The 14,210-nt window shown below is 63.6% G+C and carries 13 protein-coding genes; 9 read left to right on the top strand and 4 right to left on the bottom strand.

Going from position 1 to position 14,210, the window contains the following annotated elements; translation table 11 throughout:
- Nucleotides 1–4: 4 nt before the first annotated feature.
- From FJ964_RS28755 to FJ964_RS28745, 3 genes are all read right to left on the bottom strand, one after another.
- The gene (locus tag FJ964_RS28755) at nt 5–2,158 is read right to left on the bottom strand and encodes a penicillin-binding protein 1A (protein ID WP_140553941.1); all 2,154 of its coding nucleotides are present in this window, start codon (nt 2,156–2,158) and stop codon (nt 5–7) included.
- Between the two features lie 206 nt (nt 2,159–2,364).
- Complete coding sequence (locus FJ964_RS28750) at nt 2,365–3,297, bottom strand: dimethylarginine dimethylaminohydrolase family protein (RefSeq protein ID WP_140553939.1); 933 nt, start codon at nt 3,295–3,297, stop codon at nt 2,365–2,367.
- Between the two features lie 28 nt (nt 3,298–3,325).
- Nucleotides 3,326–4,915, bottom strand: coding sequence for an amidohydrolase (locus FJ964_RS28745; protein WP_181172648.1), 1,590 nt, complete (start codon nt 4,913–4,915; stop codon nt 3,326–3,328).
- A gap of 75 nt (nt 4,916–4,990) precedes the next feature.
- Here FJ964_RS28745 and FJ964_RS28740 point away from each other — a divergent pair, with 75 nt between their 5' ends.
- From FJ964_RS28740 to FJ964_RS28720, 5 genes are all read left to right on the top strand, one after another.
- Entirely contained in the window at nt 4,991–5,887 is an 897-nt protein-coding gene (locus FJ964_RS28740) for a LysR substrate-binding domain-containing protein (RefSeq protein ID WP_140553936.1), read from the top strand.
- A gap of 145 nt (nt 5,888–6,032) precedes the next feature.
- Nucleotides 6,033–7,127: an ABC transporter ATP-binding protein gene (locus FJ964_RS28735; protein WP_140553935.1), complete on the top strand. Its 1,095-nt coding sequence runs from the start codon at nt 6,033–6,035 to the stop codon at nt 7,125–7,127.
- 69 nt (nt 7,128–7,196) lie between these two features.
- Nucleotides 7,197–8,306, top strand: coding sequence for an ABC transporter substrate-binding protein (locus FJ964_RS28730; protein WP_140553933.1), 1,110 nt, complete (start codon nt 7,197–7,199; stop codon nt 8,304–8,306).
- Nucleotides 8,307–8,322: 16 nt separating this feature from the next.
- Entirely contained in the window at nt 8,323–9,156 is an 834-nt protein-coding gene (locus tag FJ964_RS28725) for an ABC transporter permease (RefSeq protein WP_140553931.1), read from the top strand.
- Between the two features lie 4 nt (nt 9,157–9,160).
- Nucleotides 9,161–9,967: an ABC transporter permease gene (locus FJ964_RS28720; RefSeq protein ID WP_140520723.1), complete on the top strand. Its 807-nt coding sequence runs from the start codon at nt 9,161–9,163 to the stop codon at nt 9,965–9,967.
- A 45-nt stretch (nt 9,968–10,012) separates the two neighbouring features.
- Here the strand turns inward: FJ964_RS28720 and FJ964_RS28715 are convergent, their stop codons facing one another.
- Complete coding sequence (locus FJ964_RS28715; RefSeq protein WP_140553930.1) at nt 10,013–10,801, bottom strand: fumarylacetoacetate hydrolase family protein; 789 nt, start codon at nt 10,799–10,801, stop codon at nt 10,013–10,015.
- Nucleotides 10,802–11,062: 261 nt separating this feature from the next.
- Here FJ964_RS28715 and FJ964_RS28710 point away from each other — a divergent pair, with 261 nt between their 5' ends.
- The 4 genes from FJ964_RS28710 to FJ964_RS28695 all read left to right on the top strand — a co-directional run bounded on the left by FJ964_RS28710 (nt 11,063) and on the right by FJ964_RS28695 (nt 14,090).
- The gene (locus FJ964_RS28710; protein WP_140553928.1) at nt 11,063–11,470 is read left to right on the top strand and encodes a DUF3168 domain-containing protein; all 408 of its coding nucleotides are present in this window, start codon (nt 11,063–11,065) and stop codon (nt 11,468–11,470) included.
- Nucleotides 11,471–11,644: 174 nt separating this feature from the next.
- Nucleotides 11,645–11,935 carry a hypothetical protein gene (locus FJ964_RS28705; RefSeq protein WP_140553927.1) on the top strand — a complete coding sequence of 97 codons (291 nt, stop codon included), beginning with the start codon at nt 11,645–11,647 and terminating at the stop codon, nt 11,933–11,935.
- Between the two features lie 72 nt (nt 11,936–12,007).
- On the top strand, nt 12,008–12,673 hold the full coding sequence (locus FJ964_RS28700; protein ID WP_140494700.1) for a response regulator transcription factor: 666 nt from the start codon (nt 12,008–12,010) through the stop codon (nt 12,671–12,673).
- A 28-nt stretch (nt 12,674–12,701) separates the two neighbouring features.
- Nucleotides 12,702–14,090 (top strand): ATP-binding protein, encoded by a 1,389-nt coding sequence (locus FJ964_RS28695; protein WP_281408306.1) that lies wholly within the window; start codon nt 12,702–12,704, stop codon nt 14,088–14,090.
- The last annotated feature ends 120 nt before the right edge of the window (nt 14,091–14,210 follow it).

Below are 14,210 nucleotides of genomic sequence, written 5' to 3'. Positions count from 1 at the left end.
GCGATCACAGCGCCGAGAGCGTTTCGGGCGGAGCCGATGCGCCGAGCCTGCGCGCCGTTTCGAACAGGTGGGTCATGTCCCTGAGCGTCTGTGTCGTCCGGCTGGACAGCACCGGCGGCCGTTCCGCGGCGGCATCGGCCGCTGCCTGTTCCTCGCTCTTCTTCTGCGCTTCCGCGGCCTTGGCCGCGATCTCCTCGTCGACGAAGGGCTTGTCGATGCCGGGGATAGGTTTGAGGTCGATGTTCTGATGCGCATAGACCATGAGCCGCTGCCACACCATCGCCGGCAGCGAGCCGCCCGTCATGTTCTTGGTCGGCGTGAAATCGTCGTTGCCCAGCCAGACGGCCGCCGTGTAGTTGCCGGTGAAGCCGACGAACCAGGCATCGCGGTAGGATTGCGTCGTGCCGGTCTTGCCGGCGACGACGATGTTGGGGATCTGCGCGCGCCTGGCGGTACCCATCGCCGGTACCGCGACAAGCATGGTGTTCATCGATTTCAGCGCCTGCTCGGACAGCACGCGATGCGGCGGCGGCGCATCCTTGGCGAAATCGTAGACCACCTCGCCGGTGCGGGTGACGAGCTGCGTGATGCCATGCCTGGAGCCGACGAAGCCGTTCTGCGCGAACACGCTGTAGCCCGTCGCCTGGTCCATCACGGTCATGCCCGAGGTGCCGAGCACCATGGTCTTGTGCGCTTCGAGCGGCGATTCCACGCCGAACGATTCCGCCATCGCCTTGATCGGCCCAATGCCGAGATAGTCCTTGGCAAGACGCACGGGCACCGTGTTGATCGACTTGGCCATGGCCACGATCAGCGGAACTTTGCCCGCCGACTCGCCGCCGTAATTGTGCGGCGACCAATTGCCCCAACTGATCGGTCCGCCTGATACGATCGAATTCGGCGTAAAGCCGTGCTCCATAGCCGTTGCATAGACATAGGGCTTGAAGGAGGAGCCGGTCTGGCGCAGCGCCTTGGTGGCGCGGTTGAATTGGCTGGCGCCATAGTCGCGGCCGCCGACGATCGCGCGCACCGCGCCGTTGGTTTCGATGACCACCACGGCGCCTTCGGTGACGTTGTACTCCTTGCCGAACTGGCGCAGGTGAAACTCCACCGACTCTTCTGCCGCCTTCTGGATGTTGGCGTCGAAGGTGGTGTGCGCCACCAGCGAGTGCTGGCCGGGCTTGGCGATCTTCTTGACCTCGTCGAAAGCCCAGTCGAGGAAATAATCGGGGCTCTTCTGTTCGCCGCGATCGACGACATCGGCCGGATGCAGCCTTGCCTGAAGCACCTGGCCCTCGGTCATGAAGCCGGAATCGACGAGATTGGACAGCACCACATTGGCGCGCGCGCGCGCGGCCGGCAGGTTGATGTGCGGCGCGTATTTGGTCGGCGCCTTGAACAGGCCTGCAAGCATTGCCGCCTCAGCGAGATTGAGGTCCTTGACGCTCTTGCCGAAATAGAAGTCCGCCGCCGCCTCGATGCCGAACGTGCCGCCGCCCATATAGGCGCGGTCGAGATAGAGCTGCAAGATTTCCTTCTTCGACAGATTGGCTTCGAGCCACAGCGACAGGAAGGCTTCCTTGATCTTGCGCTCGAAGGTGCGCTCATTGGTCAGGAACAGGTTCTTGGCCAGCTGCTGCGTGATGCTGGAGCCGCCCTGGACGACGGAGTTTGCACGCACATTTTCAAAGATTGCGCGCGACAGGCCGAGAACGTCGATGCCGTAATGGTCGAAGAAGCGTCGGTCCTCGGTGGCAAGCACCGCCTTGATGACGTGGTCCGGCATTTCGTCGACCGGCACGGAATCGCGCTGGATGATGCCGCGCTGGCCGATCTCGTTGCCATAACGGTCGAGGAAGGTAACGGCGAAGTCGCCCTGGGCGCGCCAGTCGCCGGCCGTGTCCTGGAAGGCGGGAATAGCCAGCGCCAGCATGACGACGATGCCGCCGGCGCCAAGCGTGAAACCTTCGCTCAACAGCTCGACGATGCCACGGCGCCAGCCGTTGACGCGGAAGCGCCGCGAGAAAATCGTCGCGCCCTCCCAGAACTGGCGCGCCTTGAACCCGATCTCGTAGAGAGAGGAATCGATCCATGCATCGAGCGCCAGCAGCCGGGCGGCGATCGGACCTCTTCTCTTAGGCGGTTCAGGACTGACCATTCAAAAACCCGGACGGCTATGGCACGGCCTGAAAACCAAGCGGGCAGTTTCAGGGCGACGCCGCCCTGACTATTCATCCATTTGCGGACGCCCACAAGGGTGGCGAGGACACACCTGCAGGGTTTGTTGATGGGGGCGGTTGCAAACCGCCATTCACCTGCCTGACGCTGATCAGGCGGGCGAAGGTGGGGGTTGCCCTTCCGGACTCAGGCCGCCTCGCGCTTCAGCGCCTGCGCCATGCAGTGGATGCCGCCGCCGGTCTTGGAGATCTCGCTCATGTCGACGGCCGCCACTTCGAAGCCGCGCGCCTTGAGTTGACCGATCAGCGTCTGGCTGGATGTCGGCGCGATCACCCTGTCCTTGCCCAGCGACATGAAGTTGCAACCGAGCGCCATCGTGTCCTGGAACGGCACGTCGATGATCTCGTGCCCTTTGCCCTTCAGCCAGTCGACGATCCCCGGCTCGGTGCAGGCGAGGCAGACGGCGGTGAGCTTTTCTGCGATCGGCACCACCATCAGGTCGATATGGACATAGTACTCGTCGATGAAGGCGATGCGTGTTTCCCAACCCTCTTTTTCGAACCAGGCCTGCACTTGGCGAGCGCCTTCTTCCTGCGTGCGGGCGCCGCCGCAGCCGATCAGCACCACGCCGTCCTCGATGACGTTGAAATCGCCGCCCTCGAAGGTGCCTGCGGTGACCATGTCGTAGATCGGGATGCCGAGTTTTTCATAGGTTCGGATGGCGGCATAATTCTCGCCGCGCCGCCACCAGTTGGCCATGGCGGTGATGATGGCGCCGTAGGGCGTCATCACGCTGGAATCGCGGGAGTAGACCTGCATCGGCAGCTCCGGCGTCGGCTCGTGCCAGTGGATGTTGACGCCGAAATGCTCGTAGGCCGCGACCAGATCCTTGTGTTGTGCCTGCGCGATCTGGATGTTGCAGGGCGCCTCGCGCAGGTGCTTGCGCGACAGCGAGCTGGTCGAGAGATGGCGCAGGAAATTGGGCGAGCCGAGCAGCACGTCGGTCAAGACGTCGGTCTCGTTGGCGAAACCCCATGATGTCAGCGGCTTGGTGCCGCCGGCCGGGTTGCGGCGCTGCAGCGAAAACGGCTCGGCGATGATGCGGTCATGAACGGTCATTCGGTTCTCCTCGTATGGGCGTTTGCGGTCATTGCTTGCTTGGTATCCACCAGTCGCGGCCGCGCGGCGTGGTGACATATTCCGGCCAGCGGAAGTTGATGGGCGGATCGTAGTCGCAGAGCGGCGCGATCCAGGTCGAACCGCCAATGCCGCCGCCGGTCCGGGCGACGAACTCGTCCATCGCCATGCCGCGCGCGGCCTTGTCTTCCAGCAGGCGAAGGGCCGATAGCGCGATGGTCTTCGCCGCGCAGGTGACCATCGGGTCGATAGTGGCCGGGATGCCGCCCAGCGCATTCATCGCCCAGGCTGGAAAAACATGACCGTTTGCCGAACGCAGGGCAGGGCGGGCGACATAGAAACGCGCCGTCGGCGCGTGCCAGCTCATGTCGGTGTAGTCGTCCGAGGTCGAGTTCACCTGCGATGGCGGCAGGTCGCGGCGCAGGATCGCCTCCGCCTCCTGCGGCGCAATCAAACGCTCCAGCTCGTCGATGAATGGATTTTCGCTCGCCACCCCACCGGCATTGACCTGGATCTCGCGGGCGATTGTCTTCGCCGCCTCATCCCATCGGGGTGGGCCGACGCTCGCCAACGCCTCATAGGCGATCCCGGCCATGGCATGATTGGCCAGTCCCGGCCGCGACTTCGAAACCCAGTGCCGTTCGTAGCGGCAGCCGCTGATCGCGGCGGCGGCCGAGGCGTTGCGGTCGAGCACCGCGGTGACCTGCTCGGCCATGCGAAGCGTCGGAACGCGGATCATGTACTGGATCTCGGCAAGACCCGCCGGCAGATTGTCGGCAGTGGCCTGGCCCGCCGTCAGGATCGCCTCGCTGATCGACCAGCCGCCCTGGTGCGGCAGCATGGAATCGCGCAGCGCCTTGGATGCCATGTACATCGTCATCAGCGCGTCGTTGGCGCCGGGCGCGCGAACCGCCGAATGTGCCTGCGGGATCGGGGCGCCGTCGCCCGCGGCGTATGCCCAGTTCTCAGGCTCGTCGCAGATGAAGCGATAGATCATCGCGTAGGCCGCGCCGCAATGGGTGTCCCAGCGCGCCGTGTTGCAGAGCGGCAGCATGTAAAAGGGATGGAAGGAAATCATGCCGGCAAGGTCGTCATAGTAACCTTTGGCTGCATGGATCGGTTTCGAGCCGCGCACCTTCTCCGCCGGCTCGCCGGTGAAGCGCAGTGTGCCGGCAATGCCGTGGTGCTGCATGGCGGCCTTGGTGGCGAGCAGACCGCCCAGGCTGGCCATGCCCAGGCCTGAATGTGGATCGGTATGGCCGCCGGCCTCGGAGCCGAGCCCTGGGCGGGGCCGCTTCACCGTGGCGGCGTCCTGACAGTTGCCGGGCACGGCGTCGTATTCGGCATACATGCCGATGGTCGGACCGTCTCCATTGGTCCAGTGGGCGCAGAATGCGGTCGGCATGCCCGCGGAGCCCTCCTCGACCGAAAACCCCTCGCGCTTCAGCCGATCGACATACCAATCTGCCGACTGGTACTCGCGCCAGGCGGTCTCGCCGAAGTCGAAGATGGTGCGCGTCCAGGCCGACAGCAGCGGCTGGATGCCGTCGAGGCAGGCAAGAGCGGTTTCTTGCGCCGATGTCGTCACCGGTTTCTCCATACGCCAAAGAAAGCAGTGAAGCGGCTCGCCAAAAAGTGATATGTTTTCCCGGTTCGTGCAAATTCGGTTCACCTCTTGAGAATTCCATCGACGCAGGCGCTGCGCGCCCTCGACAGTTTCGCCCGTCATGGCAGCGTCTGGCGCGCCGCCGACGAATTGCACCTCACCCGCAGCGCGGTCAGCCATCAATTGCGCTTGCTCGAACGCGACCTCGGCTTCGATCTGCTGGAGCGCATCGGCAAGGGCGTGGCGCTGACGCCGCGCGGCCAGCGCTATGCCGCGGACGTGCGCAAGGCGCTGACCGTGCTCGGCGACGCGGTGGCGCAAAACGCCGGCACCGGCGTCGGCGGCTCTTTCGCAGTCTCATGCACGCCAGGCTTTGCCTCGCTGTTCTTGTGCACCCATATCGGCGAGTTCCGGCAGATGTATCCGGATGTGGCGCTGAGCATACTGACGCCCCGGCGGCTCGACGACGTCAGCAATCCGGACGCCGACGCCTTCATTGCCTTTGGCGTCGGCAACTGGCCGAACCGCGTGGTGGAATTGCTGTGCGAGATCTCGTTCACGCCGCTCTGCAGCCCGACGCTGCTCAACAAGGTGGGCGGCTTTTCCAAGCCGGCCGACGTCCTGCGCGCCAACCTGCTGCACCTCGGCGATACGGAGGACTGGGCGCGCTGGCTGGCGCTGGCCAAGGTCGAGAACCCCGACACCGAGGGCGGCATCTTCTTTTCCGACATGAACCTCGTTTTCTCGGCGGCGATCGCCGGCCAGGGCATCGCCATGGGCGACGAGCTGACCAGCCGCCGGGCGCTGAGCGAAGGCCGGCTGGTCAAGCCGTTCGAGACCTCGATCCCGTCGCCGCGTTCCTATTTCCTGGTTTCCGAGCACGCCAAGGCGGGGCATCCGGTGCTGGAGGCATTTGGGGGATGGTTGCGGTCGAAACTATCGGAGAACAGGCTGCGGACATATTGAAATCAGCCGATCTCCCCACGAGGGGTGAAATCGTCGCCGGCATTCACCATAGATGAATCAAATTTGCCGATCAGGCGAAAACTATTCGGTTGCGGTGAGCCTTCGCGCTGCCTACGATTTCCCCAGCCACCAAGGAAGAGGCAGGATGCAGCAACCCGGCCGGGCCGCAGAGATCAAGGCGAACGGGATCGGCAAGAGCTTCGGCTCGTTCCGTGCGCTGGACAATCTGACGCTCAATATCGGCCGCGGCGAGTTTTTGACGCTGCTCGGCCCCTCCGGCTCCGGGAAGACCACCTTCCTGATGATCCTGGCCGGCTTCCTGCAGCCCAGCGAGGGCCGCCTGTTCAGCGACGGCGTCGACATTACCGACCGGCCGGCCGAGCAGCGCGCCGCCGGCATGGTGTTCCAGGGCTATGCGCTCTTCCCGCATATGAGCGTCGAGCAAAACATCGCCTTTCCGCTCAAGGTGCGCAAGAAATCGGCCGCCGAGATCAAGCGTAGCGTCGGCGAGATGATCGAGCGCGTCGGTCTGCTCGGCCACGAGAAGAAGCTGCCGGCGCAACTCTCCGGCGGCCAGCAGCAACGCGTGGCGCTGGCCCGCGCGCTGGTGTTCGAGCCGGGCGTGCTTTTGCTCGACGAGCCGTTCTCGGCGCTGGACAAGAGTCTGCGCGGCCAGATGCAGGCCGAGATGAAGCGCCTGCACCAGGAGACCGGCACCACCTTCGTCTTCGTCACCCACGACCAGAGCGAGGCACTGGCGCTCTCGTCGCGCGTCGCCATCTTCAACCATGGCAAATTGTTGCAGGTCGGAGCGCCTGACGAGGTCTATGACCGGCCCGCCAACCGCTTCGTCGCCGAGTTCCTGGGCGAGATCAACATGCTGCCGCTGAAGGGCGTGCGCGCCGCCGATCATGGCGCGACCGCGCTCTGCGAAGACCGGGCAATCAAGCTGCGCGGCAACGCCGAAGCGGTGGATGGCAACGCCATCCTGGCGATCCGGCCGGAACATATGTCGATAGCGCGCGAGGCGGCGGCAGGCGAGAACGGCATTGCCGCGACCGCGGTCGGTTCGACCTATCTGGGCGCGGCGACCAAACTCGACCTTACGACACGCCAAGGTGCGAAAGTGACCGTTTCGGTGCCGAACGAGGTCGCGGCCGCGGCACTCAGCAAGGGCAACTCTGTCTGGCTGACCTGGCCGGCGGAAAAGGGCTTCCTCCTTCCGGACGGAGGACAATGAGCACCGGCGCGGCCTGAATTCGCCGCACCGGATTCCGGATTCGATCAACGAAAACAAAGGGGAACTAACATGAACGATACCAAGAAACAGGCCCTCGAAACGCTGTCCGAAAGGACAAAGCGCGGTGAGATATCGCGCCGGCAATTCACGCAACTTGCAGCCCTCGTGCTTGCCGGGATGCCGCTGCTGCGCTCGACCAAGTCCTTCGCCGCGGCGAAGGAACTGGTGCTGGTCAACTGGGGCGGCGACGCCATCACGGCTTACGACGCCGCCTATGGACAGGCTTTCACCAAGGACACCGGCATCACCGTGAAGATGGACGGCTCCGGCCCGACCGAAGGGGCCATCGCGGCACAATTTAAAAGCGGTGCGCCGACCTGGGACCTTGTCGACGTCGACCCGTTCTCGGCCATCACGCTCGGCGCGCAAGGCATGCTCGAGCCGATCGACTACACAATAGTCGACAAGAAGAAGATGCGGCCGGGCTTCGGCTGGGATTACGCCGCCTCGACCTATTTCTTCTCCTACGTGATCGCCTACGATTCGCAGAAATACGGCAGCAATGCCCCGACCGGCATGGCCGATTTCTTCGACGTGAAGAAATTCCCCGGCAAGCGCTCCCTCTACAAATGGGGCGTGTCGAGCTGGGAGGCGGCTCTTCTCGCCGACGGCATCGCGCCGGCCTCGCTTTATCCGCTCGACCTCAAGCGCGCGCATGACAAGATCGCCGCGTTCAAGGAGAACGTCGTCGCCTATTGGGGCGGCGGCGCGGAAAGCCAGAGCGTGTTGCTCAACGGCGAAGCCTCGATGGCCATCGTCTGGTCGACGCGCGCCTCGCTGATCGAGCAGGATTCGGGCGGTCAGATCAAATTCATCTGGGACCAGGGCCTGATCTCGCCCGGCGCATTGGCCGTGCTGAAGAACAACCCCGGCGGCAAGGACGCGGCGATGAAGTTCATTGCCAGCGCGCAGGACCCGCAAAAGCAACTCGTCATGTTCGACAAGCTCGGCCAGGGTCCGGCCAACCCTGCCGCCGATGCGCTGGTCCCGGCCGACAAGAAGCGCATCAATCCGGTCGATCCCGAGAACATGAAGAAGCAGATCCCGCTCGACATGGATTGGTACGCCAAGAATTACGGCGCGGCGCTGGACGAATACACCAAGATCATCTCCGCCTGACCGGCGCTGGGCTGACATGAGAGGCGTTCTCTCCGACAGGATGGGCGCGGCGCTATTGATGGCGCCGCTGCTCCTGTTCCTTGGCCTCGCCTATGCCTGGCCTTTCCTCGGCGTGGTGAAGTGGAGCTTCACGCTGCCGACGCCCGGGCTTGGCCAGTACGGCGCGCTGATGACCGACCCGCTGGTGCAGTCGGTGTTCGTCCGCACGCTGCGCATCGCGGCGATCGTCACCATTGTGTCGGTTGCCGCTGCCTATGCCATCACCGTGGTCTGGGTGCGCGGCAGCCCGGTGCAGCGGGTGCTGGCCGAATTCTGCATCCTGGTGCCGTTCTGGATATCGGTGCTGACGCGCGCCTTCGGCTGGGTGGCGCTTCTCTCCAACCGCGGCCTGATCAACACGTGGCTGCAGTCGATCGGTTTCATTAGCGAACCGCTGACGCTGGTGCGCAACGAATTCGGCGTCATCGTCGGCATGACGCATTTCCTCATTCCTTTCGCCGTCTTTCCGCTGGCGTCTTCCATGCGCAGCCTCGATGAGCGTGTGCTGCTCGCCGCGCGCGGGCTGGGTTCCAGCCGCATGCGCACCTTCTGGACGGTGTTCGTGCCGATGACCCGCTCCGGCATCATCGGCTCCGCGCTGATCGTCTTCGTCTTCTCCCTCGGCTTCTTCGTCACGCCGGCGATCCTTGGCGGCGGCCGCAGCGTCATGATCGCCGAATTGATCTATCTCCGCATCTTCCAGAGCCCGGACTGGGGGCTGGGTGCTGCGATCAGCGTGGTGCTGGTGCTGTTCGTCGGCGTTCTGATGGCGCTGCTTTTCCGCTACGTCAGACCAAAGCAATTGGTGTAGCGCGATGCCGACCTATCGCCCCGGTCCCGTTTCGCTGGCCCTCGCCGTCCTGGTGGCGCTGTTCCTGCTCCTGCCGCTGCTGGCCGTGATCCCGGTCTCGCTGACGCCGAGCCGCATGCTGGCGATGCCGACGGGCGAGTTGTCGCTGCGCCATTACCGCTCGCTGGTCGAGGATCCGCGCTGGCTCCAGTCCATCCTGCTTTCCATTAGGATCGGCATCGTCAGCAGTGTCATCTCGACGGTGCTGGCACTGTGCTTCAGCCTTGGCGTGTGGATGTTCCAGCCGCGCTTCACCGCGGCTCTGGTCGGCTTCGTGCTGTTGCCGATGGTGGTGCCGCCGGTGGTCTCGGCGGTGACGCTCTATTTCCTGCTCACCTCGATCTCCGGCGTCAGTTCCTTTTTCGGCTACGACACGTGGCTGGGTGTGGCCATGGCGCATTCGGTGATGACGGTGCCCTTCGCCACGGTGCTGATCCTGGTCTCACTCAGTCAGCTCGACCGTCGTATCGACCTCGCAGCGCGGGGCCTTGGCGCAAGCGTGTGGGAGCGCGCCACGCGCATCATCATGCCCAACATCAAATTCGGCATCGTCACCGCGGCACTGCTGTCCTTCGTTCTCTCCTGGGAGGAGATAGGAGTCACGCTGTTCATCACCTCGGTCAACGCCATCACGCTGCCCAGGCTGATGTGGATGGGCCTACGCGACAATATCGACCCGGCGATCGCGGCACTTTCGGTGATCCTGATCGTCATCACCGTGCTGGTGCTTGCAGTGCGCAGCGTCGTAGTGCGGCTGCGTGGGGGACAATGATCGGGGACCTGTCTGCCTCATGGGTTTGTCACAGAGGTAAAACCGCTAGCAGAAGCACACCGAGACCCGGCCGAACCTGCCAAGATCGCCGATGACTTCGTCGCCCGCCTCAACGCTGATCGGCGTCACGCAAGTGCCTGTAATCACCACTTGCCCCGGCTGGAGCGCTATGCCCAGCCCCGACAGTTCGTTGACGATCCAGGTCAGCGCAATACGAGGATCGCCCAACACGGCTGCTCCTGATCCGTTATGCTGCGACTTTCCAGAGACAGAAGCGGCCACCGGGTGCTTCGCGAGATCTACGTCGCGCCAATCGTCTTCCACCGCCTCGCCGATGACGAACAGATTGGCACAAGCATTGTCGGCGATGAGCTGCGGCGCCCCGACAGCGCAGAAATCCTCATAGCGGGAATCCGGTATTTCGATCGCCGGATGCAAACTCGCCACGGCGTCCATCACGTCACTGATTTCATAAGGCGCCGGGCGAGGCGGCAACTGACGGCCGAACCGGAAGGCGAATTCGATCTCGGCGACACGCATCTTGCTAGTCGCCAGGGAAACGGAGCCACCGACCTCGACTGCCTTCTCGGCGAGGAGGCGCCCGGCCATCGGGCCATCGACATTGATATGCCGCTGGCCGGCCAGGCTGGTTGCCGCGATCTTCCAGCCGAAGAGCGGAGCCACTGAGCGATCCATCACATGCGACTGGATGGCATAGCCTTCGGCCCGCGTCTTCGGTCGCAATTCCTCGGGTATGGCGTCGACACGAGTGCCCTGGTCCCAATGGCCTACCAGGAGGCGCGACGCGGCCCTGGCCTTTTCTGGATCGAGCATGATCAGCTCCTGAAATCTAGGAAAATGAGCCGCTGCCGGGCGTTGCTGATGCTTGCGGTGCGCAACGGGTATCCGCTATGCGTCGTCGCTGACGAGATTGTCAGGAAGTCGTATTTTCGAAATCATCGACATTCATCATCGTGACGACGAATCGGCAATCGTGTCCGTACGGTAAATGGCTATATATGGCAAAGCGTCTAGAACGAGGAAGAGCTTCTGGCATGCAAGGGTCGGTAGCGCACGGGGCGAGGGAGAAAAACGATGACGGCGCCCGGCGATTTGCAGCAAGGACTGTTTCTGAGGCTGAAAAGCGATCCGTCCCTGTCGGCGCTGCTGGGCGGCGCCGGGTTGCGGCAACAACCAACCGACAACGCCGCCTTTCCCTATGTGACATGCGGCCAGACCTGCGCCTTTGACTGGGACACTGGCGCCGAGAACAGCGACGATCAACTAATTACGCTGCATGTTTGGTCGAAAGCCCATGGCGACGCCGAAACGCGCGCCATCATGGATGCCATCGAGGCCCGCCTTGCCGACGCGGTGCTGGAGGTCGGCGCTCGCGGCCAGACACGCCTGTCGCTTGAATTCAGTGAGGCACGCTATGACGAGGAACTGCTTGTTCATCACGGCCTGCTGCGTTTTCGGGCGCTGACCCAGGAAAACGCCTGACGCGCGCTTTCAATATGAACGAAACGGAGTCTAGACTGGAACTTCATGGGTTTCATCGAGTTGGGCGATGAAATCTCAATTGTTTGTCTCGCGTTGCAGGGGTGTGGCGAGCATGGTTTCAGCGGCGATCACCGTTCATTTCACGTTCAGCGCCGATGCGTTACAACGCTGGCCATGAGAACGCTCCGCTCCCATTTCCGAACCGCGACCCTGGCGCTCTGCGCCGGGCTGATTGCGGCGCCGGCAAGCGCAGCGCCGGCAGCCGCGCAGGATGAACCGGTCGTCGTGGCGGCGGCCGACTGCTACGCGATCGGCCAGCAGGTGGCCGAGCAGAATGGCGGGACCCTTGCCAAGGCTTCGCAGTCGACGCGAGGTGGGCAGCCGGTCTGCGTCATCGTCGTGCTTGTCCCCGGCAAGGATGGGCAGCGTCCGCGCCGCTCCGAGATTGTCGTCCCGCAGAACTGACCCCATCGTTTCCCAGACCGGCGGAATCGGCCTATAGCTGGAAGCCATCGGTCAACAGGCAGTGGTCCCCGCATGCGCGTACTGGTCGTCGAGGATGACAAGGATCTCAACCGGCAGATATCGGATGCGCTGGTCGACGCAGGCTATGTCGTCGATCGGGCGTATGACGGTGAGGAGGGCCATTTCCTCGGCGACACCGAGCCCTATGACGCGGTCGTGCTCGACATCGGCCTGCCGCAAATGGACGGCATCAGCGTGGTCGAGCGCTGGCGGCGCGGCGGCCGCAAGATGCCGGTGCTGATCCTGACCGCCCGCGACCGCTGGAGCGACAAGGTCTCCGGTATCGACGCCGGCGCGGACGACTATGTCACCAAGCCGTTCCATATCGAGGAGGTCCTGGCGCGGGTCAGGGCGCTGATCCGCCGCGCCGCCGGCCACGCCTCATCCGAACTGACCTGCGGGCCGCTGCGCCTCGACACCAAGGCCTCGAAGGCCGATGTCGCCGGCGTGCCGTTGAAGCTGACATCGCATGAGTTCCGCCTGCTTGCCTACCTGATGCATCACATGGGCGAGGTCGTCTCGCGGACCGAACTGGTAGAGCATCTCTACGACCAGGATTTCGATCGCGATTCCAACACGATCGAGGTGTTTGTCGGGCGGCTCCGTAAGAAAATGGGCATCGACATGATCGAAACCGTGCGCGGCATGGGTTATCGCATGCGTGAGCCGGAGGCGTAAGGCGGAACCGCTCCCTACCAACCCAACCGTGAGCAAGCGGCTCTCGCTGCGCTTGTGGCCGCGCTCGCTGACGTTCCGCGTCATCGCCTTTTCCACGGTCTGGGCGATCCTGACCCTCATCGTCATTTTCACCCTCATTACCACGCTCTACCGCCAGGCCAGCGAGCGCGGTTTCGACAGCCTGCTTTCTGCGCATCTGTTCAACCTGATCGGCTCCATCGGCATTTCCGATACCGGCGCGCTCACCGGCGCTCCGGATCTCGGCGACCTCCGCTTCTCGGAACCGAATTCGGGCTGGTACTGGTCCGTCGAACCCGCCTCGGAAGGCGTGCACGGCAATCTCCACTCATCGTCGATGACCCGGACGATCCCGTCGCCCGACGTGGCGGACGTTCCCTTCAACGCCAATTTCCAGCGCAGCTACGCGGCGCAAGGCATCGATGGCGAGGAGTTGGTCGTGTTCGAGAGCGAATTCGTTCTCGATGCCAAGAATCGCGCCGCCCGCTTTCGCGTCATGGGCAACAAGACCGAACTGGAACAGGAGATCGCCACCTTCCAGCGCCGCCTCCTGACCTACCTTTCCCTGTTCGGCGTCGGCATGATCGCCATCAACGCCATTGCCATCCTGCTCGGCCTGCAGCCACTGCGAAGGGTCAGGAATGCGCTCGCCATGGTGCGCGAAGGCACCGCGCAAAGGCTTGACGGCCAGTTTCCAGCCGAGATTGAACCGCTTGCCAACGAAACCAATGCCTTGATCGAGAACAATCGGCGTATCGTCGAGCGCTCGCGCACTCAGGTGGGCAATCTCGCCCATTCCCTGAAGACGCCGCTGGCGGTGCTGCTCAACGAGGGGCGGGCGCTTGGCGGCGCCAAGGGGCAACTGATCGCCGAACAGGCCGCTTCCATGCAGAAGCAGGTCGATCACTATCTCCAGCGCGCCCGCGTCGCGGCGCAGCGCGACAGCGTCGTCTATCGCACACCGATAACGCCGTTGGTGCAGCGCATGGTCAGGGTCTTGCAGAAGCTCAATCCGCAGACCAACCTGTCGTTGTCGCTGCCGCCGATGGAGATCGTCTTTGCCGGCGAGCGCGAGGACCTCGAGGAGTTGCTCGGCAATCTGCTCGAAAACGCGATGAAATGGGCGAAGAGCGCGGTTTCGGTCTCCGTCGTTCCCGTGGGTGACAAGGACGACAACATATTCGAGATCGCCATCGAAGACGACGGACCGGGCATACCCGAGGAAAAAGCGCGCGAAGCGTTGAAACGCGGACGACGCCTGGACGAGACCAAGCCGGGCACGGGTCTCGGCTTGGCCATTGTCGCCGACCTCGTCAACGAGTATGGAGGCGTACTGCTGCTCGAACGGTCCGGCATGGGCGGATTGAAGGCGGTAGTGCGATTGCGGAGCCTTCAGTGATGCCTTTCCCCGGCCGATCGACATTGACGGACTGGGCATGTTATGGCGGCGCACCGATTGGCTCCGAAGCGGGCCCAACGGCCAAATTTCCGACAAATATCAACATTATAGGCTCGCCGA

The sequence above is a fragment of the Mesorhizobium sp. B2-3-2 genome, assembly GCF_006442295.1.
Lineage (GTDB): Bacteria > Pseudomonadota > Alphaproteobacteria > Rhizobiales > Rhizobiaceae > Mesorhizobium.
The sequence above is the reverse complement of the archived record's forward strand: the minus strand, read 5'-3'. Positions and strand labels throughout refer to the sequence as shown.

Excerpts from the sequence above, each read along its gene's own strand:
- FJ964_RS28755 (WP_140553941.1), bottom strand. The coding sequence starts at position 2,158 with ATGGTCAGTCCTGAACCGCCTAAGAGAAGAGGTCCGATCGCCGCCCGG.
- FJ964_RS28750 (WP_140553939.1), bottom strand. The coding sequence starts at position 3,297 with ATGACCGTTCATGACCGCATCATCGCCGAGCCGTTTTCGCTGCAGCGC.
- FJ964_RS28745 (WP_181172648.1), bottom strand. The coding sequence starts at position 4,915 with ATGGAGAAACCGGTGACGACATCGGCGCAAGAAACCGCTCTTGCCTGC.
- FJ964_RS28735 (WP_140553935.1), top strand. The coding sequence starts at position 6,033 with ATGCAGCAACCCGGCCGGGCCGCAGAGATCAAGGCGAACGGGATCGGC.
- FJ964_RS28730 (WP_140553933.1), top strand. The coding sequence starts at position 7,197 with ATGAACGATACCAAGAAACAGGCCCTCGAAACGCTGTCCGAAAGGACA.
- FJ964_RS28725 (WP_140553931.1), top strand. The coding sequence starts at position 8,323 with ATGAGAGGCGTTCTCTCCGACAGGATGGGCGCGGCGCTATTGATGGCG.
- FJ964_RS28720 (WP_140520723.1), top strand. The coding sequence starts at position 9,161 with ATGCCGACCTATCGCCCCGGTCCCGTTTCGCTGGCCCTCGCCGTCCTG.
- FJ964_RS28715 (WP_140553930.1), bottom strand. The coding sequence starts at position 10,801 with ATGCTCGATCCAGAAAAGGCCAGGGCCGCGTCGCGCCTCCTGGTAGGC.
- FJ964_RS28710 (WP_140553928.1), top strand. The coding sequence starts at position 11,063 with ATGACGGCGCCCGGCGATTTGCAGCAAGGACTGTTTCTGAGGCTGAAA.
- FJ964_RS28705 (WP_140553927.1), top strand. The coding sequence starts at position 11,645 with ATGAGAACGCTCCGCTCCCATTTCCGAACCGCGACCCTGGCGCTCTGC.
- FJ964_RS28700 (WP_140494700.1), top strand. The coding sequence starts at position 12,008 with ATGCGCGTACTGGTCGTCGAGGATGACAAGGATCTCAACCGGCAGATA.